Source organism: Nonomuraea aridisoli (assembly GCF_003236395.1).
GTDB lineage: Bacteria > Actinomycetota > Actinomycetes > Streptosporangiales > Streptosporangiaceae > Nonomuraea > Nonomuraea aridisoli.
Window position 1 is genome coordinate 1 of sequence record NZ_POUD01000117.1, and the last position, 25,838, is coordinate 25,838.

Consider the following 25,838-nt stretch of genomic DNA (forward strand, 5'->3'; position numbering starts at 1 on the left):
GGGGTGTGCGGTGAGGGGTCGGCGGTGGGGTCGGGGTCGGGTTCAGCGGCACGTTCGTAGTCGAGCCAGCGCACCCCTTCCGCCACCACGGGGTTGTACCGCCCCTCCGGAAGGGCCCATCGGACACTCGGCTTGCGCTCGCGGAACACGGCCTGCCTCCTGTCATGCTCGACGACCGATCGTAGAGGCGATGCCGTTACAGGGAGGGCAAGTCGGCGAGATTCACCGCCCCGACCTGCCCTCCTACCTGCACAAACCCCACAAAGCGCCCGCTCACGCGACCTGGACGGTGACCGAGTGCCACCCGGTCGCCCCGTCGGGCGCGGGCGGCGCGGGCTGCTCGGTCTGGGTACGCCCCGACGCGTCCGTCGCCCGCACCTCGATCGTGTGCGACCCCGGCGTGGCCGCCCAGTCGATCGACCACTGCCGCCAGGTGTCGGGCCCCGGAACCTCGGCCAGCCGAGCCTGCCGCCACTGCCCGCCGTCCACCCGGACCTCCACGGCGTCCACGCCCACGTGCTGCGCCCACGCCACCCCGGCGATCGTCGTGTCCCCCGCCCGCAACGAGGCTCCGGATCGGGGCACGTCGATGCGCGACTGGGTCTTGATGGGCCCCTCCGCCGCCCAGCCCCGCGGCGTCCAGTACGCCTGGTCCTGGTCGAACCTGGTCACCTTGATGTCCACGACCCACTTCGTCGCCGACACGTACCCGTACAGCCCGGGCACCACCTGCCGCACCGGGAAGCCGTGGTCGAGCGGGAGCGGCTCGCCGTTCATGGCGACGGCGAACAGGGCGTCGCGGCCGTCCATGACCACGTCGGCCGGGGTGCCGCAGGTGAACCCGTCGGAGGAGGTGGACAGGAGCATGTCGGCGTCCGACCGCAGCCCCGCCCGGCGCAGCACGTCGGCCATGCGCACGCCGAGCCAGCGGGCGTTGCCCACGAGGTCGCCGCCCACCTCGTTGGAGACGCAGGTCAGGGTGACGTCGGCCTCGGTGAGCGGCATCCGCAGCAGATCGTCGAAGGTGAGCTCGACGGGCCGGTCGACCATGCCGTGGATGCGCAGCGTCCAGTCGCGCGGGTCGACCTGGGGGACGACGAGGGCGGTGTCGACGCGGTAGAAGTCGCGGTTGGGGGTGATGAACGGCGACAGGCCCCCGATCCGCAGGTCCGCGCCGGCCGGGACGGGCCTCGCGGGAGTCGCCGGCTTCGGCAGCGTCACGCCCAGCCGGGCGGCGTCCACCGCCTGCCGGCCGCCGAGCTGCCGTCCGAGCACGGTGGCGGCCCCCGCGACCACCACGCCACCGGCCACGCCGGTCAGCAGCCGCCGCCGGTCGAACACGACGGGCTCTCCCCCGCCGCGCATCACCGCCGGCCACTCCACCGGGTCGGCGTCCCGCTCACCTGCGCTCACACGCACAGGGGAACGCACGGCGGACGCCTCATCGACCCGGGCCGCCCGGCGTACCAGCCAGGAAAGCGCCCAGGCCCCGGCGGCCACCCCGGTCACGGTCGGCAGCACCCCGGTGAGACCGGTGTCGGGCCGGGTGAGCACCGCGAGCACCCCGACCACCCCGAACGCCGCCATCCCGGCGACGCCGTAGGCGAGCCGGCGCCTGGCGAGCACCCCGAGCAACGCGGCCACCCCGGCGAGCACCACGAACACGCCGCCCACGAGAACGGCCTTGTCGTTCTCCCCGAACGTCCGGATCGCGAAGTCCTTGACCGGCGCGGGCGTCAGGTCGACCGTGGCGTCGCCCACGGCGACGACGGGAAACGTCTGCGGCCCCACGACCCCGGCCGCGAGCTGCGCGACGCCGAGCGCCACGGCCCCGGCGACGAGCCCCGCCAGGGCGCCCGCCCACGCGGGCACCTTCTCATTCCTGTACACGTACCGACCGTACGTCGGCCGGGGCCTGGAGGTTCTTACGCGGTGGTTACGAGCTCAGCAGCTCGCGCACGACGGGCGCCAGCGCCCGGAAGGCCCGCCCCCGGTGGCTGATCGCGTCCTTCTCCTCGGGCGCCATCTCGGCGGTCGTGCGCTGCTCGCCCTCGGGCACGAGGATCGGGTCGTAGCCGAACCCGTTGGTGCCGCGGGGGGTGCGCACCAGGCGTCCCGGCAGCACGCCCTCGGCGACACGCTCCTCCCCCGACGGCAGCGCCAGCGCGGCGGCGCAGGCGAAGTGGGCGGTCAGCCGCTCCTCGGGCACGTCGGAGACCTGGGCCAGCAGCAGGTCGAGGTTGGCCTGGTCGTCGCCGTGACGCCCGGCCCAGCGGGCGGAGAAGACGCCGGGCATGCCGCCCAGCACGTCGACGCAGAGCCCGGAGTCGTCGGCCACGGCGGGCAGCCCGGAGCCCTGGGCGACGGCGTGCGCCTTGAGCAGGGCGTTCTCCTCGAAGGTGACGCCGGTCTCGGCGACCTCGCCGATCGACGGGAACTCCTCGAGCCCGACGATCTCGAACCCGGTGAGGATGCGCCGCAGCTCGGCGATCTTGCCTGGGTTGCGGGTGGCGAGCACGATCTTCATGACTCCAGGGCCTCCTGCTGGATGAGGGTCAGCTCCTCACAGCCTGCCACGGCCAGATCGAGCAGCCGGTCGAGCACCCCGCGGTCGAACGGCGCGCCCTCGGCCGTGCCCTGCACCTCGACGAAGCTGCCCTCGCCGGTCATCACGACGTTCATGTCGGTCTCGGCGGCGACGTCTTCGCTGTAGCACAGGTCGAGCATCGGCACGGAGCCGACCACGCCCACGGAGACGGCCGCGACGGAGCCGATGAGCGGGTCGCCGGGGCACATGCGGCGCTCGCGCATCCAGGCGACGGCGTCGGCCAGCGCGACGTAGGCGCCGGTGATCGCGGCCGTCCTGGTGCCGCCGTCGGCCTGCAGCACGTCGCAGTCGAGCAGAACGGAGTTTTCCCCCAACGCTTTGTAATCGACGCACGCGCGCAACGACCGCCCGATCAACCGGGAAATCTCATGAGTGCGACCGCCGATTTTTCCGCGGACCGATTCACGATCGTTACGGGTATTGGTCGCCCGCGGCAACATGGCGTATTCGGCCGTAACCCAGCCCTGGCCGCTGCCCCTGCGCCAGCGGGGCACGCTGTCCTGGACGGAGGCGGCGCACAGCACCCGGGTGCCGCCGAATTCCACCAGCACGGAGCCCTCGGCGTGGGCGAGCCATCGGCGCGTGATGGTGATGGGACGTAGCTGGTCGGGGTTGCGGCCATCCTGACGGGACATGCAGATCACCCTATCTCCGCGCCACGACGGTCTTGACCAAATGTGTCCGACACAGCGATCCTTACGCAATGACAACGGGGGTGTTGCGAAACCCTGACTTCTTCCGGTTTCTCAGTTCTCATGTGGCGAACGAACTCGGGGCGAATATCTCGCGCGTCGCACTCCCTCTCGTGGCGGTGCTGGCGCTGAACGCGGGCCCCACGGAGGTGGGGCTGTTATCGGCGCTGCAGACGACGGCGTTCCTGCTGATCGGGTTACCCGCGGGGGTGTGGGTCGACCGGCTGCGCAGGCGTCGCGTGATGATGTTGTCCGACCTGTCCAGGTTCGCGCTGCTGGGCAGCATTCCGGTGGCCGCCGAGCTGGGCGTGTTGTCGATCGAGCTGATGCTCGCCGTGGCGCTGCTGGCGGGGGTGGCGCAGGTCTTCAACGACGTGGCCGACCAGACGTACCTGCCGCGTCTGGTGAGCAGCGGACAGCTCGGCGACGGCAACGCGAAGCTGGAGGTCGTGCGCTCGGGAGCGTTCCTGGCCGGGCCGGGCGTGGGAGGCACGCTGGTGCAGCTGCTCGGCGCGTCCCGCACGATGACCGCCACCGCGCTCGGCGCGCTCGCCTCGGTGTTCTTCCTGCGCTCGATCAAGGTGCCCGACGAGCCGCCCGCCGGCGGCGACCGCGGCCCGCTGCTGCGCGGCATCCGTGAGGGCCTGGCGTACGTGTGGCAGGACCCGCTGCTGCGGGCGTTCGCGGCCTCGTCGGCGATCGGCAACCTGTGCGTCAGCGGCGTGCTCGGCCTGTCGGTGTTGTTCCTGGCCGACGACGTCGGGCTCACGCCGAGCCTGATCGGCGTGCTGCTCATGTCGGGCGGGATCGGCGGGCTGCTCGGCGGCCTGACCAGCGGCCGCCTGGCCGACAGGTACGGCATCGCCAGGACGGCCTGGCTGGCCGTGCTCGCCTCGGCGCCGTTCGGCCTGCTCATGCCGTTGACCGAGACGGGCTGGCGGGCGGCGTTCTTCGCGCTCGCCTCGATGGGGATCTCGTGGAGCGCGACCCTGTCGAACGTCGGCCAGATCACCTACCGCCAGACCGTCACCCCCGACCATCTGCTGGGCCGGGTCAACGCCTCCGTCAGGTTCCTGACCTGGGGCGCGACGCCGCTGGGCGCGCTGCTCGGCGGCCTCGTCGCCCAGCAGATCGGGGTACGGCAGGCGTTGTGGGTGCTCATGATCGGCCGGTTGATGGCGTTCGTGCCGCTGCTGTTCTCGCCGCTGCCGCGCATGCGCGACTTCGCCAAGCCCCCGGCTCAGGTCAGCTCGTAGACGGCGCCGCTGCGGGCCAGTTCCAGCGGGCCGCCGTAGCCACCGCCGGACGCCTCCTCCAGCACGGTCTTCTGGTCGTTCCACGGCACCAGATGGGTCAGCACGAGCCGGCCCACGCCGGCCTTGGCCGCGTGCTGGGCGGCCTGGCGGCCGGTGAGGTGCAGGTCGGCCGGCAGCCCGGGACGCTCGACGAACGACGCCTCGCACAGCAGCAGGTCGGCTCCCGCGGCCAGCTTGACCAGCTCGGCGGACTCACCGGTGTCGCCGGAGTAGGCCACGCTCGTGCCGCCGTGGGACACGCGGAAGCCGTACGCCTCGACCGGATGGTTGACCAGCCCGGCCGTCACGGTGAACGGCCCCACCTCGAACGAGCCCGGCGACAGCGGCAGGAAGTCGAACGCGTGCTCCATCTCCGGCTCGTCCGGCATGCCGTACGCGGCTCCGAGCCGCGAGGGCGCGTCGGCCGGCGCGTAGACGGGCAGCGTCGGGTAGGGCGCCTGCGGCCCGTACGTGCGGGCCACGTGGTAGGCGCACATGTCGAGGCAGTGGTCGGCGTGCAGGTGCGAGAGGCAGACCGCGTCCACGTCGTACAGGCTGGTGTGGCGTTGCAGCGCGCCGAGCGAGCCGCTGCCGAGGTCGAGCACCAATCTGAAGCCGTCGGCTTCCAGGAGGTAGCAGGACGCTGGGCTGTCGGGGCCCGGGTAGCTCCCGGAGCATCCGACGATGGTCACTTTCATGTGGGCCTCCCGTTGGCGGTGGTACCCCCCACAGGCGAGACTTCGACCGCGTCGATCTCCGGGCCCAGGAAGCGCCGCCCGAGGCGGGCGAAGAGCAGGGAGTCGCCGGTGGCGCGGAAGCGGTGCCGGGGGGTGGCGTCGCCTCCTGCCGCCAGATCGTGGTCGTGCAGGATCCGATAGACGTCCTTGGCCGTCTCTTCGGCGCTGGAGACCAGCGTCACCCCGTCGCCGGCGACATAGGAGATGGCGCCGGTGAGCAGCGGGTAGTGGGTGCAGCCGAGGATGAGGGTGTCGCATCCGGCGGCCCTGACGGGCTCCAGGTATTCGCGCACCACCTCGATGAGCTCCTCGCTCATCGTCTCTCCCCGTTCGACGTACTCCACCAGGCGTGGGGCGGCCACGCCGGTGAGCTGCACGTCGGGAGCAGCGGTGAAGGCGTCGTGATAGGCCAGCGACGCGATGGTCGCCTTGGTCGCGATCACGCCGACCTTCCCGTTGCGGGTGGCCCGCACCGCGCGCCTGGTGGCAGGGTGGATCACCTCGACGACCGGGACGTCGTAACGCTCGCGCGCGTCGCGCAGCACGGCGGCGCTGGCGCTGTTGCACGCGATCACGAGCATCTTGACGTCCTGCTCGACGAGGTGGTCCATCACCTCGAGGGCGTAGGCGCGGAGCTCCGCGATGCTTTTCGGCCCGTACGGCTGGTGGGCCGTGTCGGCCACGTAGGTGATCGACTCGTGGGGCAGCTGATCGATGATCGCCCTGGCGACCGTCAGGCCGCCGACTCCGCTGTCGAAGATCCCAATACTCGCGTCCGGCACGCTCTAGAGGTTAGGCGACCTGCCCGATCAGCACTGCGTAAGAATGCTCACAGTGCGCTGGGTGTGTCCCGTGCGGACTGTCGTCTCCGTCACACCGGGCGCCTTTCAGCCTCGTCCCACCCGGGCGAGTTGTCGCGACTGGGCCACGAGCCGGCCGGTGGAGTCGCGTACCTCGACCTCCTCGTCGAACCAGCCGTCGGCGACGAGCCGGCCGCCGCCGAGCACCGTGAGCCAGCCGGGGGCGGGCAGGGCGCGCAGGTGCCAGGTGAGGTCCACGGTGGGCGCCCAGCCGCGCCCGCCCGCCGAGAACACCACCGGCGGCAGCGCGTCGACGGCCAGCGCCAGCACGTACGGGTCCGGGTCCTGGGGCTCGGCCATCCGGAAGTACGCCCGCGACTCCGGCCGGCCGGTGGGCTCGCCCTTCAGCCAAGCGATCGTGGGCGGGTCGAAGAGCACCTCCATCTGGGCGTTCAACGTCATGCCCGACTGCGGCTTGGGGTCGGGCAGCTTGACGCACTGCTCGATCGGCGGCATCTCATACGCCGACTTTTCGGCATAAATCGGCTCAGCGCCGTGCAGCGTGGCCGTGGTGATCAGCCCCTCGATCTGCGCCACACCGTCCTGCACGAGCGTCACCCGCGAGAACGCCGCCGTCTTGCCCGCCTTGAGCGGCTCCACCCTGACCTGCGCGGGCCCGGGGACGGGCGCCCGGAGGAACTGGACCGTCGTGCTGACGGGATGCTCGAACGGCGAGGCGTCCACCGCCGCACGCAGGACCACGGCCATCAGGTAACCGCCGTTGAGCGGCCCGCCGATCGAGTATCCGGGGTCGAGGCACACGTCATAGGTGTTCTCGTCGACCCTGATCGCCTGCGTGGCCTCGTCGAACTTCGTCATCCGCTCCTGCCTCACCTCTGGAACTATGTTCTAGATACTGTAGAGCATTCCTCCGTCAGCGCGCCTGCCTGCGAAAACGTGATTCGGCTGACAAAGTTCGATCATGGCAAGTGTCACCGAACTCATCGGTCAATCCGTTTGGGACTCCAACGGGGTGTGGGTCGGTTTCGTGGTGGACATCCGCGTGGTCAGGCACAAGGGCGAGCTCCAGCAGAGCCACACGGTCTACGGCCTGGTCGTCTCCAGCCGGCGCGCGCCGCTCCTGCTCGGCCTCACCCGCGACAGCGAGGACCGCGCGAGCTGGTTCTCCCGGACACTGGCCCGAGTGGTGTACGCGGGCTGCACATTCGTGCCCTGGTCGAGCGTCGTCGACTACCAAGGTGGCGAAGTACACATCGATGTGCTGAGAAAAGAGCTGAACCGGGTCTAAATCCGACTTCAGCACTTTGCAAGCGCCTGTCTAGCAACATCCGTTACCTTCTCTGTGGCTAGAAGTCCACAGTGTGAGTTGAGTGATGTCTGCAAATAATCCCCCTTATGGCCAGGATCCTGACAGGACCAGGGCGTACAACTGGAATCAGGGCCAGCCCGAGAGCGGCCCCACGGCGCAGTACCCGGGACAGCCGTACCCGCCGCAGCAGCCGAACCAGCAGCAGCCTTACGGCCAGCCGCAGGGACAGGGGGCCTACGACCCGCAGGCGTCCTACGGTCAGCAGCCCGGTCAGCAGCCCGGCCAGCAGCCCGGCCAGCAGCCCGGTCAGCAGTACGGCCAGCCCGCGTACGGCCGGCCCCAGCAGCCGCAGCAGCAGCCGCAGTACGGGCAGCAGCATTGGCAGCCGCAGCAGCCCCAGCAGGGCTGGCAGCAGGAGCAGGGCGGCTGGCCGCCGCAACCGCCGCAGCCGCCGCAGGGCTGGCAGCAGCAGGGCCCCGAGGGCTTCGGCCCGCCGCAGCCGGCCAAGAAGGGCGGCAAGGGCTGGGTGATCGCCATCGCCGCGACCCTCGCGGTCGTCCTGTTCGGCGGCGGCGCGGTGTGGGCCGTGGGCGCCTTGAGCGGCGGCGGCGCGCAGCCGAACGACGTCCTGCCGGCCGAGTCGATGGCCTACGTCCGGATCGACCTCGACCCGGCCGCCAACCAGAAGGCGGCGCTGTTCCAGCTCGCCCGCAAGTTCACGGCAACGAAGGACGCCTTCTCCGGCGAGGACCCGCGCAAGGCCCTCTTCGACACGCTCAACGAGAACGCCGACACCAAGGTCGACTTCGCCAAGGACGTCGACCCGTGGCTCGGCAACCGCATCGGCGTCGCCGTCGTCCCCTCCGGCAAGGAGGATCCGGACTACGCGGTCGCCGTCCAGGTCACCGACGAGGAGGCCGCCAGGGCCGGCATCGCCAAGCTCATGGACGGCGACGAGTACGGCATCGCCTTCCGCGACGAGTACGCGCTGCTGACCGAGACCCAGGCGCTGGCCGACAAGTACGCCGCCGGTGAGGGCAGCCTGAGCGACAACGCCGAGTTCGGCGACGACATGGGCGCGCTCGGCGAGCAGGGCGTGCTGTCGTTCTGGGCCGACATGGGCGGCCTGATCGAGGCCGCCAAGAGCGAGGTCACGGCCGAGCAGGCCAAGGCCGCCGAGCAGTTCAAGGACGCCCGGTTCGCCGGCGCGCTGCGCTTCGACAGCGCCTACGTCGAGCTGGCCGGCATGATGCGCGGCGCGAGCGGCCTGAACGCCGAGGGCGAGCTAGCCGCGGCGAACCTCGCCACCCTGCCCGCCGGCACCGCCGGCGCCCTGTCGATCTCCGGCCTGGACGAGCTGCTCACCAAGAACTGGGCCGAGATCCAGAAGCAGAGCGCGGCCGCCGGCCCGGAGGCCCAGCAGATGCTCACGCAGCTCCCGATCCAGCTCGGCCTGCAGATGCCCGGTGACCTCGCCACCGTCGCCGGCACGAACTTCACTCTCGCGGTGGACGCCGAGGGCCTGGAGACGAACCAGATCAAGGGCGGCGTGCGCGTGACCACCGACCCGGCCAAGGCGCAGGCCATCGTCGACAAGGTCCTGAAGGCGCTGACGCAGGGCGGCGGCGCCGCTCCGCAGATCGCCAAGGCCACCGGCGACGGCGTTTTCACGGTGGCGACCACCGACGAGTACGCCAAGCAGCTGGCCGCCGAGGGCACGCTGGGCGAGTCGGAGACGTTCCAGACGGCGATCCCCAACGCCGAAGAGGTCAACTTCGCGCTCTTCGCCGACCTGGACAAGATCGAGAACCTCTACCTCAAGTCCATGCAGGGCGACGACAAGGCCAACGCCCAGGCGTTGCGGGCGATCGGCCTGAGCGGCACCCGCGGCGACAGCGAGCTGACGATGTCGCTGCGCGTGCTGGTCAACTAGGGCGTGCTGGTCAACTAGGACGAGTAAACGAAAGGGCGGCCGGTCGGATCGACCGGCCGCCCTTTTCGGCGTCTAGGCCCAGAGCTGGCCTTCCAGCCGCTCCTCCGCCTCGTCGAGGGTGCCCTCGTAGGCGCCCGTCGACAGGTATTTCCAGCCGCCGTCGGCGACCACGAAGACGACGTCGGCGCGCTCGCCCGCCTTGACGGCCTTCGCGGCCACGCCCAGCGCCGCGTGCAGCGCGGCCCCGGTCGAGACCCCGGCGAAGATGCCCTCGGTGGCCAGCAGCTCGCGGGTGCGCTTCAGCGCGTCGGCCGAGCCGACCGAGAAGCGGGTGGTCAGCACCGACTCGTCGTAGAGCTCGGGGATGAAGCCCTCGTCGACGTTGCGCAGGCCGTACACCAGCTCGCCGTAGCGCGGCTCGGCGGCGACGATCTGCACGCCCGGCACCCGCTCGCGCAGGAACCGGCCGACGCCCATGAGCGTGCCGGTGGTGCCGAGCCCGGCCACGAAGTGGGTGACGGTGGGCAGGTCGTCGAGGATCTCGGGGCCGGTGCTCTCGTAGTGGGAGCGCCAGTTGGCCGGGTTGCCGTACTGGTAGAGCATCACCCAGGACGGGTTCTGCGCCGACAGTTCCTTGGCGATGCGCACGGCCTCGTTGGAGCCGCCGGCGGCCGGCGAGGAGATGATCTCCGCGCCCCACATGCGCAGCAGCTGGCGGCGCTCCTCGGAGGTGTTCTCCGGCATCACGCAGATCAGCTTGTAGCCCTTGAGCCGGGCCGCCATGGCCAGCGAGATGCCGGTGTTGCCGCTGGTGGGCTCGAGGATCGTGCAGCCGGGCGTGAGCAGCCCGTCCTTCTCGGCCTCCTGGATCATCCAGAGGGCCGGGCGGTCCTTGATCGAGCCCGTCGGGTTGCGGTCCTCGAGCTTCGCCCACAGCCGCACGTCGGCGGAGGGCGACAACTTCGGCAACCCGACGAGGGGCGTACGGCCGACCGAGTCGATCAGCGAGTCGAACCGCATGTCACCCACCGGCGACGGCGGGGAGCACGGTCACCGTGTCGCCGTCGGACACGGGAGTGCCGAGACCGCCCAGGAACCGGACGTCCTCGTCGTTCAGGTAGACGTTCACGAAGCGGCGCAGGTTGCCCTGGTCGACCAGGCGCTCCTTGAGGCCGGGGTGGCGGGACTCCAGGTTGCTGATCAGCTCTTCCAGGGTCGCGCCCTCGGCGCTGACGGCCTTGGCGCCGCCGGTGTAGTTACGCAGGATGGTCGGAATGCGAACCTCGATGGCCATCGCGCTCAGTTCTCCTCAGGTCAGGTCGTCGTCCCATCGGCAGCAACGCCGACGGCTGGATGGGGATTCCACCTCAGCGACAGTCGTAGACGACGACAGCCGGAGTATGTGCGAACAGGAAGCTCTGCACCGGCCTGACCATCATGGGAGAAACCTTACCTCTTCCTCCGTGATCACTCCGTCGACGATGCGGTACGAGCGGAACTCCACCTCGTTCTCGTCCCGCGTGGAGACCAGGACGTAGTGGGCGTCAGGCTCGGAGGCGTACGACACGTCGGTGCGCGAGGGGTAGGCCTCGGTGGCGGTGTGGGAGTGGTAGATCACGACCGGCTCCTCGTCGCGGTCGTCCATCTCCCGCCAGACCCGGAACTGCTCCATCGAGTCGAAGCGGTAGAACGTCGGCGAGCGTTCGGCGTTCTCCATGGGGATGAACCGCTCGGGCACGCCGCCTCGTCCGGCGATGACGCCGCAGGCCTCGTCGGGGTGATCCGCCCGGGCATGGGCGACGATCTTGTCTACCAGTTCCTGCGAGATCGACAGCATGCCCGGAAATTACCAGAGCGCCCGGACCAGGCTGTCCTGCAGGTAGGTCAGCCAGTCGTAGGTGACGTAGGCCGGGTAACGGGGGTCGTCCTCGGACATCATGGCGATCTCGTCGTGGATCTCCTCGGTCACGTCGAGCTTGGTGCCGAGCGTCAGGCGTAGGTCGTTGAGCGAACGCAGCCACGCCTGGGCCTGCTCGGCCGTGAGCTCGGCCCGCCCGGGCCGCGCGGTGTCGTGCACGGTCTGCGCGTCGGCCCGCTTGCCGTCGCGCAGCGTGGCCTCGGTGTAGCGGCGGAACTCTGCGGCCTCCTTCTCGTCGTCGTACGCCGAGGGGAACAGCCGGGCCAGGACCGGATCGGACGGAACGGCGCTGTCGCCGATGCCGAGGGCGCGCTCCAGCGGGTCGTCGCTGGTCTGCCCCGGCGAGACGATGCCGAGCATCATCGACACGAGCGAGCGCAGCAGCGAGACCTCCGCGGCCTCGAACTCCGCGACGACCCCGCCGTCCTTGCCCCGCGAGAATCCCGAGCTCACACGCGCCTCACTTGACCGAGTCGGGCTGGAGCGTCGCCCACAGGCCGTAGGAGTGGAGAATCTGCACATCGCGCTCCATCTCTTCACGTGTGCCACTGGAGACGACCGCCTTGCCCTTGCGATGAACGTCCATCATGAGTTTCTCGGCCTTCTCGCGGGTGTAGCCGAAGACGGTTTGGAAGACGTAGGTCACATAGGACATGAGGTTGACGGGGTCGTTCCAGACGATGGTCACCCATGGCAGATCGGGTCGGACGTCCGATGACGGACGCTCAACGGCGATTGGAGCGGTGCTACCCACATCCCCGAGTCTGCCCTATCTGGGCCGTAGTCTTCGAGTCGTGAGAATGACCATGAGCACTGCGTTGCTCACAGATCACTATGAGCTGACGATGTTGCAGGCGGCCCTGCGGAGCGGCGCCGCCCACAGGCGGGCCGTTTTCGAGGTGTTCGCCCGCCATCTCCCCGGTGGACGGCGGTACGGGGTTGTCGCCGGCACGGGACGTGTCCTGGACGAGCTTGAACGCTTCCGTTTTGGTGAGGAAGAACTCACCTTTTTGCGCGAGCACCAGGTCGTGGACGAGGCCACTCTGGCGTTTCTCGCCGATTACCGGTTTTCCGGGAACGTCTACGGCTACCGCGAGGGCGACCTCTACTTCCCGGCCTCCCCGATCATGGTCGTGGAGGGCACCTTCGCCGAGGCCGTGCTGCTGGAGACCATCGTCCTGTCGATACTCAACCACGACTGCGCCATCGCCTCCGCCGCCTCCCGCATGACCAACGCGGCGGGACGGCGGCCGATCATCGAGATGGGCTCGCGGCGCACCCACGAGCACGCGGCGGTGGCGGCGGCGCGGGCCGCCTACATCGCCGGATTCTCCTCGACCTCCAACCTGATGGCCGGCCACCAGTACGGCATCCCCACGGCCGGCACGGCGGCGCACGCGTTCACGCTGCTGCACGACTCGGAGCGGGCGGCGTTCGAGGCCCAGATCGCCTCGCTCGGGCCGGAGACGACGCTGCTGGTGGACACCTACGACGTGGCCGAGGCGGTGCGCACAGCCGTCGAACTGGCCGGGCCCAAGCTGGGCGCGGTGCGCATCGACTCGGGCGACCTGGCGGCGGCCGCGCAGGAGGTGCGGGAGCAGCTCGACGCGCTCGGAGCCTTCCACACCCGCATCCTGGTCACCTCCGACCTCGACGAGTACGCCATCGCCGCCCTGGCCGCCGCCCCGGTCGACGGCTACGGCGTCGGCACCTCGCTGGTCACCGGGTCGGGCGTGCCGACGGCGGCCCTGGTGTACAAGCTGGTGGCGCGCGAGACGGCCACGGGCAAGCTGGAGGCCGTGGCCAAGCGCTCGGTGGGCAAGCCGTCGCGCGGGGGGCGCAAGCAGGCGTACCGGCTGCTGGACGAGGCGGGCCAGGCCGAGACCGAGCTGATCACGACCGGCGGGCTGGTCCCCGAGGGCGGCGTTCCCCTGCTGCACGAGCTGGTGCGCGAGGGCGTGGTCATCGGCCGCGAGCCGCTGAAGGCCGCCCGCGAGCGCCACGCCGCCGCCGTCGCCACGCTCCCCGTGGAGGCGCTGCACCTCGGCAGAGGGTACGCCGCGATCCCTACCGAGTTCGCCTGACGTATCGTGCTACCTATGGGCACCGCGTTGATCATCGTCGATGTGCAGAACGACTTCTGCGAGGGCGGCAGCCTGGCCGTGGCCGGGGGCTCCGAGGTGGCGGCGGCGATCACCCGCCACGTGACCGATCACGGCTACGACCACGTCGTGGCGACCCGCGACTACCACCTCTCCCCCGGCTCCCACTTCTCCGACACCCCCGACTACGTCTCCACCTGGCCGCCCCACTGCGTGGCCGGCACCCCCGGCGTCGACTTCCACCCGTCGTTCGACGTGGCGGAGGTGGAGGAGGTCTTCAGCAAGGGGGCGTACGCGGCGGCCTACAGCGGCTTCGAGGGTGTCTCGGGCGACGGCGTGCCGCTGGCCGAGTGGCTGACCGAGCGCGGGGTGAACGAGGTCGACATCGTGGGCATCGCCACCGACCACTGCGTGCGCGCCACCGCCCTCGACGCGGTCCGGCACGGGCTGGCGGTGCGGGTGCTGCTCGACATGACCGCGGGGGTGGCCAAGACCACCACGGAGGCGGCGATCACGGAGATGCGCGACGCCGGCGCCGTTCTGGAGGGCGCCCCCGCCATCGGCTGACGCCCCCGGCCTACCCCTGCGCCGCCTCCACCACGTCGCGGAGCTGGGAACGGGCGGTGACGCCCAGCTTGGGGAAAGCGCGGTAGAGGTGGGAGCCGACGGTCCGCGGCGACAGGAAGAGGCGCTCGCCGATCTCCCGGTTGCTCAGCCCGCGGGCGGCGAGCCTGACGATCTGCTGCTGTTGCGGCGACAGTTCGGCGAAGGCGCCGCGATCGGCCGGGCCGACGTCCAGACCGGCCGCGCGCAGTTCGGCGCGTGCGCGTTCCGTCCACGGCCGCGCCCCCAGCCTCCGGAAGATCGCCTCGGCCGCGCCGAGGAAGGGCCGCGCCTCGGCGATCCGGCGCCGGCGCCTGAGCCACTCGGCGTACTCCAGCAGCGCCTGGGCGTGCTCGAAAGGCCGGCCTTCCAGCCCGGGGTCCGCCAGGGCGGCCCTGAAGTGCGCCTCGGCCTGCCCGGGGTCGGCGAGGAGCGCGCGGCCGCGGTGGATGAGCGCGTGCAGGCGGGTGGAACCGCCCTGGGCGAGCGCGCGCGCCGAGCGCTCGACGATCTCGATCGCGTCGGCGTGGCGACCGCTGCGCGCCGCGGCGGCCGCGAGTTCCGGCAGAGCCGGGTAGGAGGCGTGGTAGTGGACGGGGTCGCCGGAGGGATCGAAGAGCATCCGGTACTGCTCGTACGCGAGCTCGTAGTCGCCTTCCGCCATGGCGGCGGCGGCCGTGGCGCGGTGCGCGTAGACGGCGACCGACCGGCTCTCCAGCGGGTCGACCAGGCGTAGCGCCTCTTCGGCGAGGGCGCGGGCCTGCGCGGCGTCCCCCTGGTAGGCCAGGACCATGGCGTCGATGGCATGCGCGCACGCCGCGGCGTGGTCGAGTCCGGCAGCGGCGGCCAGGGCGCCGATGCCGGCGCAGACCTCCCTGGCCTGCTCCCAGCGGCCGTACTCGAGGTAGGCCAGCGCGACGACCCCGCCCAGGCCGTCGGGAAGCGGCCCCCTGGCGAGCCACGACTGGACGGCCTCGTCGAAGGCGCGCACGGCCAGCCGGGTCTCGTCGAGGATCCAGGCCGCCATGGCGAGCGCGGCCAGCCGTTCGGGGTCGCGTCCGGCGGCGGCGATCAGCTCCGGCAGCCGCGGGGCGACCTCCCGTCCACCGCCGAACGGGTCCGACACGACGGTGATCCAGTCCCGCAGCGGCTCCTCCTGCGGGCCGACGGGAAGCCGCCGCAGGATCCGGTCGATCCGCTCTCGCTGGGCCTCCTCGCCAGCGTAGAAGCGGAGCACGGCGGCGGCGGTCAGCGCGTGCAGCGCGGTGGCGGGCTGCGTGGCCGCCAGGTCCTCGGCGATCCCGGCCAGCCGGGCGAAGGCGGCGGTGTGCCGCCTGGTCAACGCGGCCAGCCGCCCGACGTGCACGTCGGCGAGGGCCCGTACGGCGGGATCGTCGGTGCGGGCGCGGGCCGCGCCGGCCAGCTCCTCCACCCAGTCCAGGTGCCCGGTGAGGACGGCCGTGCCGGCCGCGGCGATCAGCAGCCGCACGCTCTCGTCGCGTTCGGGGTGCAGCTCGGCGGCGCGGGCCAGCGCCTTGGCCGCGGCGGCGTAGCCACCCCGCCGGCGGGCCCTGCCGGCGCTCTCCTCCAGAGCGGCCGACACCGCCGCGTCCGGGCGCGCGGTCGCCGCGGCGAGGTGCCAGGCGTGCCGGTCCGGCTCGTCGCGCAGGGCGCCGGCCAGCAGCCGGTGGGCCTCCATGCGGGCGCCGGACGGCGCGGCGTGGTAGACGGCGGAGCGGATCAGCGGATGGCGGAACCGGGTGTGCCGACCGGCCCGCCGCGTGAGCCCCGTCTGCTCGACGGCCGTCCACACGTCGTCGTCCGGGTCCGGCAGCAGCTCCTGGACCGCGGCGGGCGGATCCTCCACGTCGGCCGCCGCCAGCAGCAACAGGGCGCGCCGGCCGGCTTCGGGAAGGTCCCGCAGCCGGGCGGCGTAGAGGCCCGCCAGACGCTCTCCCACCGGCAGCGGGCCGTGGTCGTCCGGCGCGCCGGACGTGGCCGCGCTCGCCAGTTCGAGCAGCGCCAGCGGATTCCCGGCCGCCTGGTCGAGAATCCGGTCCCTGATCCTGCCCGTCACCCCCTTGAGGGCGAGCAGCCGCTTCGACGCCACGGCGTCGAGCGGGGCCAGGGTGAGCACCGGGTACGCGCGGTCGAGGCGCGGGTCGCCGTCGCGGACGGCGAGCAGCAGGGTGACGGGGTCGTCGTCCAGCCGCCGGGCGACGAAGGAGAGGACGTCGGCGGAGGCGGAGTCGATCCACTGAGCGTCGTCGACGACGACCAGGACCGGGCTCCGCCCGGTCGCCTGGGACAGCAGCGTGACGACCGCGATGCCGGTCAGCAGGAGATCGGGGGGATCGGGCGCCGGTTCGAAGCCGAACGCGCCCAGCAGCGCCCGGCGCTGCCGGTCCGGCAGCCCGGCCGCCTCGCCGAGCACGGGCCGCAGGAGCTGGTGGAGCCCCGCGAAGGCGAGGTCGGTCTCCGACTCGCGGCCGGTCGCGCGCAGCACCCGGTGTCCCGCCCGCTCGGCGCGCCGGGCGGCGTCGTCCAGCAGGGTGCTCTTGCCCGCTCCGGCGGCGCCGGCGAGCAGCAGGACCCGGCCGCCGCCGGGCGCCTGCGCCACCAGGGCGGAGAGCCGCTCGATCTCGGCGTCCCGGCCGATGATCGTCGCTTCCACAAGCCTCCCTGTCTCACGGGCCGGAGCGACGTCGTCGCAGGCCGGTGCCACATCGACGACCGTAGCAGGGGACAGGTGCAGTCACTTGACGCATACCGCTCGCCCGGGGCCGTGCCACACGATGAAGGTTCACCGCACCCGTCGATGAAGGAAATCCCTCATGCTCACCTCTTCGCCCGATCAGATCACCTTGGGTGACGTGACCGTCACGCGGGTCTGGGAGTACTACGGGCCCGTCGAGATGACGCCTGACACGTTCTTCCCGGACAGCTCCCCGCGCACCTGGGAGGAGCACTCCACGTGGCTCGCGCCGCAGTTCCTCGACCTCGAAAGGGGGATCGTCAATTCCGCGATCCAGACCTGGCTGCTGCGCAGCGAGGGCAGGAACATCCTCGTCGACACCGGGGTCGGCAACCACAAGGAGCGGCCCTACTCGCCGGTCTGGAGCCACCTCACCACTGATTTCCTGGGCGAGCTGGCCCGCGCGGGCGTCCGGCCCGAGGACGTGGATCTCGTGGTGAACACCCACCTCCACGTCGACCACGTGGGCTGGAACACCTACCTGGACGGTCGCACCTGGGTGCCGACGTTCCCCAACGCCACGTACCTCATGCCGAGGCCCGACTTCGACTTCTGGAATCCCGCGAACGGGCACGAGCCGCGGCTCGGGCGGGGGAACCAGAACGTGTTCGAGGACAGCGTCGCCCCCGTCCACCAGGCCGGCCTGACCGAGTTGTGGGAGGACTCGTACACGATCGACGCCAACCTGCGCCTGGAGCTCGCGCCGGGGCACACCCCCGGCTCGTCCGTGGTCGTCCTGGAGTCGGGCTCGGACCGCGCGGTGTTCGTCGGCGACATCCTGCACAGCCCCGTGCAGTTCGTGGAGCCGGACACCAACAGCTGCTTCTGCGAGGATCCCGCCGCCGCCCGAGCCACCCGCCGCAGGGTCCTCGGCTGGGCCGCCGACCACAACGCCCTGGTCGTCCCCGCGCACCTGGCCGGGCACGGCGCCGCCGAGGTGGTCCGCGAAGGCGGCGAGTTCGCCATCAAGGGCTGGGCTCCGTTCGCGCCGTACGCCGGGAAGGACGCCCGATGAGCCGCCGTCCGGACGCCACGGTCGTCACGGCCCAGGGCGTCGTCCGCGGCCTGCGCCGCGACGACACGGCCGTCTTCCTCGACCTCCCGTACGCCGCGCCACCGGTCGGCGCCGACCGGTTCCGCGCTCCCCGCCCGCACGCCCCGTGGCACGGCGTACGGGACGCCACCCGGCCGGGGCCCAACGCGCCCCAGGCCGAGCGAAGACTGGGCAGCCTGGACATGTCGCCGTACTTCGGGGCCGGGTGGGTGCCCGGAGAGGACTTCCTCACGGTCAACGTGTGGACGCCGGCGACCGCCGGTGCGCGCCTGCCCGTGATGGTCTTCGTGCACGGCGGCGGCTTCGTCGCGGGATCCACCCGGGCGGAGCTCTACGACGGCGCCGCGTTCGCCCGCGACGGGGTCGTCCTCGTGACCGTGAACCACCGGCTCGGCATCCCGGGCTTCCTGCATCTTCCCGGAGCGCCCGACAACCGGGGCCTGCTGGACGTGATCGCCGCCCTGCGCTGGGTGCGGCGGAACATCGCCGCGTTCGGCGGCGATGCCGCCCGCGTCACGCTGTTCGGCCAGTCGGCGGGCGCCACGATCGTGGGCGCCGTGCTGGCCGATCCCGAGGCCGAGGGGCTGTTCCGGCGCGCGATCGTCCAGAGCGGCAGCGGGCTGGGGGCCTTCACGCGTGAGCAGGCGGCCCGGGTGACGCACGCGGCGGCACGGGCGCTGGGGGTCGAGCCCCGCGCCGAGGCCTTCTCCGGCGTCCCCGACCGGCGGCTGGTCGAGGTCATGCCGGAACTGTCGGGCCTCGACCTGCGGACCGAGACCCACAACGACCCGCTCATCGGGCTCAGCCCGTTCAGCCTCGTGCTCGACCGGCAGCCGGCCGAGGCCGTCGCGGCCGGTCGGGGCGCCGCCGTGGACCTGCTCGTGGGGACCAACACGGAGGAGGGCAACCTGTACCTGGCGCCGTTCGGCAATCTGGCCGCCTCGACGGCGGCGGACGTGGACGCCGCCGCGGCCCGCTCGCACCGGGAGCCCGCCCGCCTCGTCGAGGCCTACCGCAAGGCCCGGCCGCGGGCGTCCTTCGGCGAGCTGCGCTCGGCCGTCATGGGCGACGCCCTCTTCGGCGCGGGCAGCCGGCGGCTGGCGGACGCGCACGCCGGGCACGCCGCCTCCCGGACCTACGCCTACGAGTTCGCGTGGCGTTCCCCCGCGCTCGGGGGCGAGCTGGGCGCGGCCCACACCGTGGAGCTGCCGTTCGTCTTCGACGTCACCGCGCTGCCCGGGCTGCGCGGCCCCGCGGCCGTGCTCGGACCGGACGAGCCGCCGGCGGGCCTGGCCGCCCGGACGCACGCCGCCTGGGTGGCCTTCGCGAGAACCGGCGACCCCGGCTGGGACCGCTACGACACCGGCCGCCGGGCCACCATGCGCATCGGCGAAGCGTGGACCGTGGTGGACGATCCCCGCGGCGACGAGCACCGCGCGTGGCTCTAGGGTCCGGTGGTCGGCTGGGCGACGGCCAGGCGCATCGCGTCGTCGAACGTCGGGAACACCTCGAAGGCGTGGCTCAACCCGGTGATCGACAACACCCGCGCCATCACGCCCTGCACGCCGCCGAGCAGCAGCCGGGTCTTCCTCGCCTCGCACCGCTGCAGGATGGCGACGAGCTCGTTCATGCCCATGGAGTCGCAGAACGTGACCTCGGAGAGGTCGAGGATGAGGAAGTCCTTCGGGGCCAGCTCCCAGACGAGGTGCAGGCGCTCGCGGAGGAGGGGCAGCGCGTTGACGTCGAGCTCGCCCTCGAGCCGGAGGACGACGGCGTTGGTGGAGAGGCCAGAGGTGACGGTGAGCATCGCTTTGCCGTTGGCCTCAGACGACATGGGCAACGTCCTTCTGCTCTCCCGAGACACCCTTGAGAGGTTGTTGCCGCTTCTGCCGGGCTTCTAACGGGCCGCCACCGCTTCGTGACCAAATGCGCATGAGTCGCCTGCGCGCGACGCCGGGCGGCGAAGCGCCGCGCGCGAACGGTGCTTGTCAGAGGAGGCCGACCGTGGTCAGGTAGCCGAGGGCCAGGATGAGGAGGAAGACTCCCAGGACCCCCGTACCGATGATCTTCAGGACGATGTTGGTCAGCCTGACCGCCCAGTTGACGGCCGCCACCGTCATCGCGATCAGGACACCGAGCAGGTAGAGGGTCACGCCGTGGACTTCGGCCGACCTGGACGTGGCCAGCATGAGGTGCATGGTTACCGTTGCCATGTAGGTTTCCCCTGGTGCGGAGACGCGCTGTGACAGAGACCTCGCACCGCGGGCGCCTCCGCCCATGATTCGCGCTGTTCGCGGGGGTGCGCCGCGGCATTTCTGTGGGATGCCGCTCCTGCCGGGTGGGTGGCTCATTCGGCCGTCGTCATCCGAACCACCTCCATCTCTCTTCAGTTAAATTCACTGAATATAAACTTCTATTAAAGATGTACCCCAGCGCAATCCACCCTATTCGCGTGTGTCGGCCACACGGCAGTGATTAGACTGAGGCCTCTTGTGCTTAACTCTTTGCACAAGCTGGCTCTAGCTGCGGATTCTCCACCGACTCCGCCGCCGGATTCATGTTCACTGAAAGTTGTTGAAGTTCACACGAATGAGGCTGGCATGAGCGGCGACGGTTCTCCACTCGCCCGCCGACTGCGGGAGCTGCGCGAGAGTCACTGGCCCGACCTGCGGGTCACCCAGGCGCAACTGCGCGTCGCGTTCGAGGTCAGCGTTCCGCTGATCTCGTCGTGGGAGTCGGCCCACGCGGCGAAGGTGCCGCCGCTGGCCAGGCTGGAGAAGTACGCCGCGTTCTTCGCGACCAGGAGATCGCTGGCCGACGGCACGCCCAGGGTGCTCCCCCTGCCCGAGCTGGCCCCGGACGAGCTCCAGGAGTACCACAAGCTGCGCGAGGAGCTGACCGGGCTGCGCAAGGCCGCGCTGCGGGCCCAGGTCGGCGGCGAGATCGCGGAGCCGGCGCCGGCGCGTGACACCTACCTCAAGAGCCCGTGGCACTTCCCCGAGGGGGAGGCGATCACGATCATCTGCTCCCAGATCCCGCAGGAGCAACGCGCCAGGATCCCGTACGCGGATCCGTCCCAGCCCGACTACATCGAGCTCTACAAGTACTCCGACCTGGACTCGCTGTTCGAGCTGTGGGGCCACCTGCGAGCCGCGAACCCGCACAGCCCGGTGACCCTGCGGGCCACCGAGGACTTACGCTCCTCCGACGACCTGACCAGCCACGTGGTGCTCCTGGGCGGCGTCGACTACAACGAGATCACCGCGGCCATGCTCGGCCAGATCGACCTGCCGGTGCGGCAGGTGCCCGACTGGGAAAGCGAGAGGGGGCCGTATTTCGAGGTCGACAAGGGCGACGAGGCCGAGCGGTATTACACGGTGACCAGTGGTTCCGGCGATAACCTGCAACTCCGGGAAGACGTGGGATTCTTCTATCGCGGCGTCAACCCGGAAAACGTCAAGCGCACGCTCACCATCTGCAACGGCATGTACGCCAGAGGCGTCTACGGCACGGTGCGGGCGCTGACGGACGCACGATTCCGCGACCGCAACGCCGACTACCTGCGCAGCCGATTCGGCGGCACGGCGTCGTTCAGCATTCTCACACGGATCAGGATCGTGGGCCGGGTGGCCATCACGCCGGACTGGACCCGCGACACCTTCCGGCTGCACGAGTGGCCGGAGCCCATCAATGGAGACTGAGATAGAGCACCATCACGACTCCCATCGGCACCTGATCGACGCCCACACGGACGTCCTGCCGGACTTGGAGCGGTCCGGCGGTGTCGACGCCGTCGTCGTCCCGACGATCAGGCCTCCGGAGCAGTTGCAGCACGCCATCGGGCTGGCGTCCGAGCTGGACTGCGTCCTCGTGACCCTGCACAGCCAGCGAAGCGATCCGGGCCTGGCCAAGGACATGATGCCGCCCGGCCTGCGGTTCATCGCCATCGGCGTCGACGATCCGGCGCCGCTCAACCTGCCGGACTTCGCGACGACGGCCGTGCTGAGAGGCACGCCGCTGGCGTGCACGACCGACCTGAGCGCCAAGCGCAACACCGGCCTGCTGCTCGCCCGGCTGATGGGCTGGCGGCGCATCCTGTTCCTGGACGACGACATCGAGGTCGGCGGGCACGAGGACGTCCGCCGCGCGGCGGCCCTGCTCGACGCCTACGACGCGGTGGGCATGCGGATCGACGGCTTCCCGGACAACTCGGTGGTGTGCCACGCCCACCGGCTGACCGGCGGGCAGCAGGACTGTTTCGTGGCCGGCGGCGCGCTGGCCGTCGAGACGAGTCGCGAGCCCTCGTTCTTTCCCGACGTCTACAACGAGGACTGGTTCTACCTGCTGGGCGAGAGATCCCTGCGGCGGCTCACGGTGACGGGGAGCGTGCGGCAGTGTCCGTACGACCCGTTCGACCATCCGGCCCGCGCGCTCCACCAGGAGTTCGGCGACGTGCTGGCCGAGGGCCTGTATTGGCTGCTGGACGAGGGTGAGAGCTGGCGGGCGGCGGCCCACGAGGCGTACTGGGAGAAAGCACTCGCCAGGCGCACCGCGTTCATCGACGACGTGTGGCGCCGGGTCAAGGAGCTGTCAGACGACGAGTTCCCGAACCGCGCCGCCATGGAGGCCTCCGTCAGCGCCGCGTCCTACTGCCACGCCTTCATCAAGCCGGAGCTGTGCGTACGGTATCTCGACGCCTGGGTGGAGGATCGCGATCGCTGGACCGACCACATCCACAAAATCCCACATATCGGACCTAGCATGCCAGATGCAAAGAAGTGGCTCATAAGGTCAGAGGTCGAGAAATTTCCTCTTTTTACCTCATTTGATTCATAAGTGAAGCAAGCGGGAATCTGTCGTCCGTGGGGGCATGTGACATAAGCCAGGCCGTCCATACCGATCTTCCGGCCATGGTCAGGTCGCTCGGGCAGGAGCCGTACTTCGCCGATCGCCTGACCAAGCAGGACGCCGGCCACGGGGTCCTGCTTGTCGCCTGGCAGAGCGGGGTGGCGGTCGGCGACGTCTACGTCTGGCTCGCGGCGGCGGAGGAGCCGGAGCTGCGTGCCCGGCTCCCGGGCGTGGCGCTGCTCACCCACCTGGAGGTCGCGCCGTGGCGGCGCAACCGGGGCATCGGCACCGAGCTGGTGTGGGCGGCCGAGGAGCGGCTGCTCGCCGAAGGCCATGAGCAGGTGGCCCTCGGCGTCGGCCCGGACAACCCGGACGCGCAGCGGTTGTACCAGCGCCTCGGATACGCCGAGTGGCCGTACGGCGAGGTGGCCACGACGAACGTCGTCTACCACCCCGACGGCCGGCAGGAACGCCAGCGCGAGATGTGCCGCGTCCTCGTCAGGAAGCTCGGCTGATCCGTCGCCGGGCTCAGCGGCGCTGGGTGGCCCAGCGGCGGATCATGTCGATGCGTTCCTGGATCTGCTCGACGGTCGCCTGGGCGATCGGCGGGCCGCCGCAGACGCGGCGCAGCTCGGCGTGGATGACCCCGTGGGGCTGGCCCGTGCGGTGGTTCCAGGCGCCGACGAGGCCGTTGAGCTCGCGCCGCAGCTCGGCGATCTGCTCGTGCGGCGCGAGGCTCTGGCGGGTCTCCTGCTCCGGCTGCTTGCGCTTGGCGGCCTGCTGCTCCGACTGACGCTTGCGCAGCAGGGTCGCCACCTGGTCGGGCTCGAGCAGGCCGGGCAGGCCGATGAAGTCTTCCTCCTCGGCCGAGCCGATCTCGGCGCCCGTGCCGAACTCGCCGCCGTCGAACAGCACCCGGTCGAACGTGGCCGAGGTCTCCATCGTCTCGAACGGCAGCTCGTCGCCCAGGACGTCGGGGTTGTCCTTCTTGCGGTTGGCCTGCTCCAGGAGGGAGTCGTCGAGGCCGTCCTCGGGCGGCCGCTTGTTGAGGACGTGGTCGCGCTCGGCCTCCATCTCGTTGGCCAGCCCGAGGAGCGTGGGCACCGAGGGCAGGAAGACCGAGGCGGTCTCACCGCGCTTGCGGGCCCGGACGAAGCGGCCCACGGCCTGGGCGAAGAAGAGCGGGGTTGAGGTCGAGGTGGCGTAGACGCCCACGCACAGGCGCGGGATGTCGACGCCCTCCGACACCATGCGGACGGCCACCAGCCAGCGGTCTTCGGAGGCGGCGAACGCCTTGATCTTCTTCGACGCCCCCGGGTCGTCGGAGAGCACGACGGTCGCGCCCTCGCCGGTGATGTTGCGCAGGTGGCGGGCGTAGGCGCGGGCCGTCTCGTGGTCGGTGGCGATGACCAGGCCGCCCGCGTCGGGCACTCCCCTGCGCACCTCGGTCAGGCGCCGGTCGGCGGCCTGCATGACCTGGCGGATCCAGTCGCCCTTGGGGTCGAGCGCGGCCCGCCACGCCTGGGAGAGCTGGTCCTTGGTGAGCGGGGTGCCGAGCGTCGCGGCGATCTCGTCGCCGGCGCGCGTGCGCCACTTCATCTCGCCGGAGTAGGCGAGGAAGATGACCGGCCGCACGACCCCGTCGTCGAGGGCCGGGCCGTAGCCGTAGGAGTAGTCGGCGACGCTGCGCTTGAGGCCCTCGCCGTCCTCCTCGTAGGCGACGAACGGGATCGGGTTGTCGTCGGACCGGAACGGCGTGCCGGTGAGCTGCAGGCGGCGGGTGGCGGGCTCGAACGCCTCGCGCACACCGTCGCCCCACGACTTGGCGTCGCCCGCGTGGTGGATCTCGTCGAAGATCACCAGCGTCTTGCGCGCCTCCGTGCGCGCCCTGTGCAGGGCGGGGTGCATGGCGACCTGCGCGTACGTCACCGCGACCCCGATGTAGTCGCGCGAGGTCGCGCCCTGGCTGTTCTTGAACTCGGGGTCGATGGCGATGCCCACGCGCCCGGCCGCGTCGGCCCACTGGCGCTTGAGGTGCTCGGTGGGGGTCACGACGGTGACCGCCCTGATCACCCCACGCGAGAGCAGCTCGCTGGCGATGCGCAGGGCGTAGGTCGTCTTGCCCGCGCCCGGCGTCGCGACGGTGAGGAAGTCACGCGGCTCGCGCCTGAAGTAGAGGTCGAACGCCTGCTCCTGCCATGCGCGCAACTTGGGGGCGGTGCCCCATGCGGCGCGGTCGGGATAGGAAGGCGAAAGGTGGGACGCGGCGAAGGTGCTCACCGCATCACCTCTGGGGTTGGTGTGCTTCGCTCTCTCACAGTGACCCAAGGGTAATCGGGGCCACCGACAAGACGTGCCGTGAGCCGTGGATTCTGGCCAAGGTCGTCCTCACGTGCTATGCGGCTTATCTGACGGTCGTCATGACGGCGTCGAGCGCCTGTCTGCGTGCGGTTTCCTCGGGTTGGAGCAGGCCGACGATCACGACCGGCCTGCCGCTGCGGGTGAGCAGCATCACTCTGAGGAACGCCGGCCGGTTCACCACGTCACGATATTCGGCCCGCAGTGCGCGGGTGTGGCCTCCGGGAAGGCGCTTGTCCTCGACGACGGTGACGCGATCGCCCTTGAGCAGCAGCCGGGAGTAGAGCTCGGCGGCCTCGGCGGTGGCCTTCTTGGCGTCCTCGACGGGCTCGGCCACGGGTCTGGCCATCAGCAACGCGCCGCCGGGGCCTCTGGCGACCGAGGTGAACCCGGTGACGGGCGCCACCGGCCCCTCGGTCCACCCCTGCGGGAGGGGCGCCGACAGACCGGCCTGCGGGTCGCTCAGCCGTGCCGTCCCGGGTGCTGGGGGCGCGGTGAGCCGCGGGGCCAGCGCGACGGCGCCGGCCACCACGCCCGCGCCCGCCGCCAGCGCCACCAGGACGGCCGCCACGCGTCGCCACGTCCGTCCGGCGCCCGCGCGCACCTTGCGCAGCGCAGGGTCGGCAGGGGAGCCGTACAGACGAGCGGACGGCGGCAGCGACTCCCAGTCCTGGTCGGCGTCACGCGGCACGGCCCCGCGAATCCGCGGACTCCACGGCCGCCCCTCACCCTCCGACCAACCGGACCCAGGCCAGTCACCCTCGGAGTCAGACCACCCTTCATCATCGTCATCCCGCCCCGAACC

26 protein-coding genes are annotated in these 25,838 nt (G+C 71.1%); 10 read left to right on the top strand and 16 right to left on the bottom strand.

Annotated elements, in window-relative coordinates; all coding sequences use genetic code 11:
- Positions 1-273: 273 nt before the first annotated feature.
- The 3 genes from C1J01_RS25590 to rph are packed head-to-tail and all read right to left on the bottom strand — an operon-like array spanning position 274 to position 3,243.
- Positions 274-1,890 (bottom strand): molybdopterin-dependent oxidoreductase, encoded by a 1,617-nt coding sequence (locus C1J01_RS25590; protein WP_235854662.1) that lies wholly within the window; start codon positions 1,888-1,890, stop codon positions 274-276.
- A gap of 46 nt (positions 1,891-1,936) precedes the next feature.
- On the bottom strand, positions 1,937-2,527 hold the full coding sequence (rdgB, locus tag C1J01_RS25595) for an RdgB/HAM1 family non-canonical purine NTP pyrophosphatase (RefSeq protein ID WP_111181521.1): 591 nt from the start codon (positions 2,525-2,527) through the stop codon (positions 1,937-1,939).
- On the bottom strand, positions 2,524-3,243 hold the full coding sequence (gene rph, locus C1J01_RS25600) for a ribonuclease PH (RefSeq protein ID WP_111181545.1): 720 nt from the start codon (positions 3,241-3,243) through the stop codon (positions 2,524-2,526). Before rph ends, rdgB begins: the two co-directional genes overlap by 4 nt.
- 68 nt (positions 3,244-3,311) lie before the next feature.
- Between rph and C1J01_RS25605 the strand changes: the two genes are divergently transcribed.
- The gene (locus C1J01_RS25605; RefSeq protein ID WP_111181522.1) at positions 3,312-4,556 is read left to right on the top strand and encodes an MFS transporter; all 1,245 of its coding nucleotides are present in this window, start codon (positions 3,312-3,314) and stop codon (positions 4,554-4,556) included.
- Here C1J01_RS25605 and C1J01_RS25610 read toward each other — a convergent pair.
- From C1J01_RS25610 to C1J01_RS25620, 3 genes are all read right to left on the bottom strand, one after another.
- Entirely contained in the window at positions 4,541-5,293 is a 753-nt protein-coding gene (locus C1J01_RS25610) for an MBL fold metallo-hydrolase (protein ID WP_111181523.1), read from the bottom strand. The genes C1J01_RS25605 and C1J01_RS25610 overlap by 16 nt on opposite strands.
- Entirely contained in the window at positions 5,290-6,114 is an 825-nt protein-coding gene (gene murI, locus C1J01_RS25615; protein ID WP_111181524.1) for a glutamate racemase, read from the bottom strand. Before murI ends, C1J01_RS25610 begins: the two co-directional genes overlap by 4 nt.
- A 105-nt stretch (positions 6,115-6,219) precedes the next feature.
- A complete protein-coding gene (locus C1J01_RS25620) occupies positions 6,220-7,011 on the bottom strand; it encodes a thioesterase family protein (protein ID WP_111181525.1) in 792 nt (263 codons plus the stop codon).
- Positions 7,012-7,114: 103 nt separating this feature from the next.
- Between C1J01_RS25620 and C1J01_RS25625 the strand changes: the two genes are divergently transcribed.
- Both C1J01_RS25625 and C1J01_RS25630 read left to right on the top strand, forming a co-directional pair.
- Positions 7,115-7,441 carry a hypothetical protein gene (locus C1J01_RS25625; protein ID WP_146615718.1) on the top strand — a complete coding sequence of 109 codons (327 nt, stop codon included), beginning with the start codon at positions 7,115-7,117 and terminating at the stop codon, positions 7,439-7,441.
- An 85-nt stretch (positions 7,442-7,526) separates the two neighbouring features.
- Entirely contained in the window at positions 7,527-9,395 is a 1,869-nt protein-coding gene (locus C1J01_RS25630) for a DUF3352 domain-containing protein (RefSeq protein ID WP_111181527.1), read from the top strand.
- A 72-nt stretch (positions 9,396-9,467) separates the two neighbouring features.
- Here the strand turns inward: C1J01_RS25630 and C1J01_RS25635 are convergent, their stop codons facing one another.
- From C1J01_RS25635 to clpS, 5 genes are all read right to left on the bottom strand, one after another.
- Positions 9,468-10,415, bottom strand: a complete 948-nt coding sequence (locus C1J01_RS25635) for a PLP-dependent cysteine synthase family protein (RefSeq protein ID WP_111181528.1) — start codon at positions 10,413-10,415, stop codon at positions 9,468-9,470.
- A gap of 1 nt (position 10,416) precedes the next feature.
- Positions 10,417-10,689 (bottom strand): MoaD/ThiS family protein, encoded by a 273-nt coding sequence (locus C1J01_RS25640; protein WP_111181529.1) that lies wholly within the window; start codon positions 10,687-10,689, stop codon positions 10,417-10,419.
- Between the two features lie 141 nt (positions 10,690-10,830).
- On the bottom strand, positions 10,831-11,232 hold the full coding sequence (locus C1J01_RS25645; RefSeq protein ID WP_111181530.1) for a M67 family metallopeptidase: 402 nt from the start codon (positions 11,230-11,232) through the stop codon (positions 10,831-10,833).
- Between the two features lie 9 nt (positions 11,233-11,241).
- A complete protein-coding gene (locus C1J01_RS25650; RefSeq protein ID WP_111181531.1) occupies positions 11,242-11,766 on the bottom strand; it encodes a DUF2017 domain-containing protein in 525 nt (174 codons plus the stop codon).
- A gap of 7 nt (positions 11,767-11,773) precedes the next feature.
- On the bottom strand, positions 11,774-12,067 hold the full coding sequence (gene clpS, locus C1J01_RS25655; RefSeq protein ID WP_111181532.1) for an ATP-dependent Clp protease adapter ClpS: 294 nt from the start codon (positions 12,065-12,067) through the stop codon (positions 11,774-11,776).
- Positions 12,068-12,113: 46 nt separating this feature from the next.
- On the opposite strand from clpS, the gene C1J01_RS25660 reads away from it, so the two are divergent.
- Positions 12,114-13,397, top strand: coding sequence for a nicotinate phosphoribosyltransferase (locus C1J01_RS25660; RefSeq protein ID WP_111181533.1), 1,284 nt, complete (start codon positions 12,114-12,116; stop codon positions 13,395-13,397).
- A 15-nt stretch (positions 13,398-13,412) separates the two neighbouring features.
- Positions 13,413-13,982: a nicotinamidase gene (locus C1J01_RS25665; protein WP_111181534.1), complete on the top strand. Its 570-nt coding sequence runs from the start codon at positions 13,413-13,415 to the stop codon at positions 13,980-13,982.
- 10 nt (positions 13,983-13,992) lie between these two features.
- Here C1J01_RS25665 and C1J01_RS25670 read toward each other — a convergent pair whose 3' ends face one another.
- Positions 13,993-16,692, bottom strand: a complete 2,700-nt coding sequence (locus C1J01_RS25670) for an AAA family ATPase (RefSeq protein WP_235854663.1) — start codon at positions 16,690-16,692, stop codon at positions 13,993-13,995.
- Positions 16,693-16,852: 160 nt separating this feature from the next.
- Between C1J01_RS25670 and C1J01_RS25675 the strand changes: the two genes are divergently transcribed.
- Together C1J01_RS25675 and C1J01_RS25680 are read left to right on the top strand one after the other, a co-directional pair.
- Positions 16,853-17,788: an MBL fold metallo-hydrolase gene (locus tag C1J01_RS25675; protein WP_111181536.1), complete on the top strand. Its 936-nt coding sequence runs from the start codon at positions 16,853-16,855 to the stop codon at positions 17,786-17,788.
- Complete coding sequence (locus C1J01_RS25680; RefSeq protein WP_111181537.1) at positions 17,785-19,275, top strand: carboxylesterase/lipase family protein; 1,491 nt, start codon at positions 17,785-17,787, stop codon at positions 19,273-19,275. The genes C1J01_RS25675 and C1J01_RS25680 overlap by 4 nt, the downstream gene beginning before the upstream one ends.
- On the opposite strand, the gene C1J01_RS25685 is transcribed toward C1J01_RS25680, so the two are convergent.
- Together C1J01_RS25685 and C1J01_RS25690 are read right to left on the bottom strand one after the other, a co-directional pair.
- Complete coding sequence (locus C1J01_RS25685) at positions 19,272-19,661, bottom strand: STAS domain-containing protein (protein WP_111181538.1); 390 nt, start codon at positions 19,659-19,661, stop codon at positions 19,272-19,274. The two genes, C1J01_RS25680 and C1J01_RS25685, sit on opposite strands and share 4 nt — an antisense overlap.
- 154 nt (positions 19,662-19,815) lie before the next feature.
- Positions 19,816-20,040 carry a hypothetical protein gene (locus tag C1J01_RS25690; protein WP_146615719.1) on the bottom strand — a complete coding sequence of 75 codons (225 nt, stop codon included), beginning with the start codon at positions 20,038-20,040 and terminating at the stop codon, positions 19,816-19,818.
- Positions 20,041-20,427: 387 nt separating this feature from the next.
- On the opposite strand from C1J01_RS25690, the gene C1J01_RS25695 reads away from it, so the two are divergent.
- The 3 genes from C1J01_RS25695 (at position 20,428) to C1J01_RS25705 (ending at position 23,190) form a co-directional block, all read left to right on the top strand.
- Positions 20,428-21,528, top strand: coding sequence for a helix-turn-helix domain-containing protein (locus C1J01_RS25695; protein WP_111181540.1), 1,101 nt, complete (start codon positions 20,428-20,430; stop codon positions 21,526-21,528).
- Complete coding sequence (locus C1J01_RS25700; RefSeq protein ID WP_111181541.1) at positions 21,518-22,663, top strand: hypothetical protein; 1,146 nt, start codon at positions 21,518-21,520, stop codon at positions 22,661-22,663. Before C1J01_RS25695 ends, C1J01_RS25700 begins: the two co-directional genes overlap by 11 nt.
- A gap of 74 nt (positions 22,664-22,737) precedes the next feature.
- Complete coding sequence (locus tag C1J01_RS25705; RefSeq protein ID WP_111181542.1) at positions 22,738-23,190, top strand: GNAT family N-acetyltransferase; 453 nt, start codon at positions 22,738-22,740, stop codon at positions 23,188-23,190.
- 13 nt (positions 23,191-23,203) lie between these two features.
- On the opposite strand, the gene C1J01_RS25710 is transcribed toward C1J01_RS25705, so the two are convergent.
- Positions 23,204-24,955, bottom strand: a complete 1,752-nt coding sequence (locus tag C1J01_RS25710) for a DEAD/DEAH box helicase (protein ID WP_111181543.1) — start codon at positions 24,953-24,955, stop codon at positions 23,204-23,206.
- A 124-nt stretch (positions 24,956-25,079) separates the two neighbouring features.
- A complete protein-coding gene (locus C1J01_RS25715; protein ID WP_111181544.1) occupies positions 25,080-25,724 on the bottom strand; it encodes a hypothetical protein in 645 nt (214 codons plus the stop codon).
- Between the last annotated feature and the right edge of the window lie 114 nt (positions 25,725-25,838).

What these genes read in the sequence shown, in the direction of transcription:
- rdgB (WP_111181521.1), bottom strand. Translation starts at nt 2,527, where the DNA reads ATGAAGATCGTGCTCGCCACCCGCAACCCAGGCAAGATCGCCGAGCTG.
- rph (WP_111181545.1), bottom strand. Translation starts at nt 3,243, where the DNA reads ATGTCCCGTCAGGATGGCCGCAACCCCGACCAGCTACGTCCCATCACC.
- C1J01_RS25605 (WP_111181522.1), top strand. Translation starts at nt 3,312, where the DNA reads ATGACAACGGGGGTGTTGCGAAACCCTGACTTCTTCCGGTTTCTCAGT.
- C1J01_RS25610 (WP_111181523.1), bottom strand. Translation starts at nt 5,293, where the DNA reads ATGAAAGTGACCATCGTCGGATGCTCCGGGAGCTACCCGGGCCCCGAC.
- C1J01_RS25620 (WP_111181525.1), bottom strand. Translation starts at nt 7,011, where the DNA reads ATGACGAAGTTCGACGAGGCCACGCAGGCGATCAGGGTCGACGAGAAC.
- C1J01_RS25625 (WP_146615718.1), top strand. Translation starts at nt 7,115, where the DNA reads ATGGCAAGTGTCACCGAACTCATCGGTCAATCCGTTTGGGACTCCAAC.
- C1J01_RS25630 (WP_111181527.1), top strand. Translation starts at nt 7,527, where the DNA reads ATGTCTGCAAATAATCCCCCTTATGGCCAGGATCCTGACAGGACCAGG.
- C1J01_RS25635 (WP_111181528.1), bottom strand. Translation starts at nt 10,415, where the DNA reads ATGCGGTTCGACTCGCTGATCGACTCGGTCGGCCGTACGCCCCTCGTC.
- C1J01_RS25640 (WP_111181529.1), bottom strand. Translation starts at nt 10,689, where the DNA reads ATGGCCATCGAGGTTCGCATTCCGACCATCCTGCGTAACTACACCGGC.
- C1J01_RS25645 (WP_111181530.1), bottom strand. Translation starts at nt 11,232, where the DNA reads ATGCTGTCGATCTCGCAGGAACTGGTAGACAAGATCGTCGCCCATGCC.
- C1J01_RS25660 (WP_111181533.1), top strand. Translation starts at nt 12,114, where the DNA reads ATGACCATGAGCACTGCGTTGCTCACAGATCACTATGAGCTGACGATG.
- C1J01_RS25665 (WP_111181534.1), top strand. Translation starts at nt 13,413, where the DNA reads ATGGGCACCGCGTTGATCATCGTCGATGTGCAGAACGACTTCTGCGAG.
- C1J01_RS25675 (WP_111181536.1), top strand. Translation starts at nt 16,853, where the DNA reads ATGCTCACCTCTTCGCCCGATCAGATCACCTTGGGTGACGTGACCGTC.
- C1J01_RS25680 (WP_111181537.1), top strand. Translation starts at nt 17,785, where the DNA reads ATGAGCCGCCGTCCGGACGCCACGGTCGTCACGGCCCAGGGCGTCGTC.
- C1J01_RS25685 (WP_111181538.1), bottom strand. Translation starts at nt 19,661, where the DNA reads ATGTCGTCTGAGGCCAACGGCAAAGCGATGCTCACCGTCACCTCTGGC.
- C1J01_RS25690 (WP_146615719.1), bottom strand. Translation starts at nt 20,040, where the DNA reads ATGGCAACGGTAACCATGCACCTCATGCTGGCCACGTCCAGGTCGGCC.
- C1J01_RS25695 (WP_111181540.1), top strand. Translation starts at nt 20,428, where the DNA reads ATGAGCGGCGACGGTTCTCCACTCGCCCGCCGACTGCGGGAGCTGCGC.
- C1J01_RS25700 (WP_111181541.1), top strand. Translation starts at nt 21,518, where the DNA reads ATGGAGACTGAGATAGAGCACCATCACGACTCCCATCGGCACCTGATC.
- C1J01_RS25705 (WP_111181542.1), top strand. Translation starts at nt 22,738, where the DNA reads ATGGTCAGGTCGCTCGGGCAGGAGCCGTACTTCGCCGATCGCCTGACC.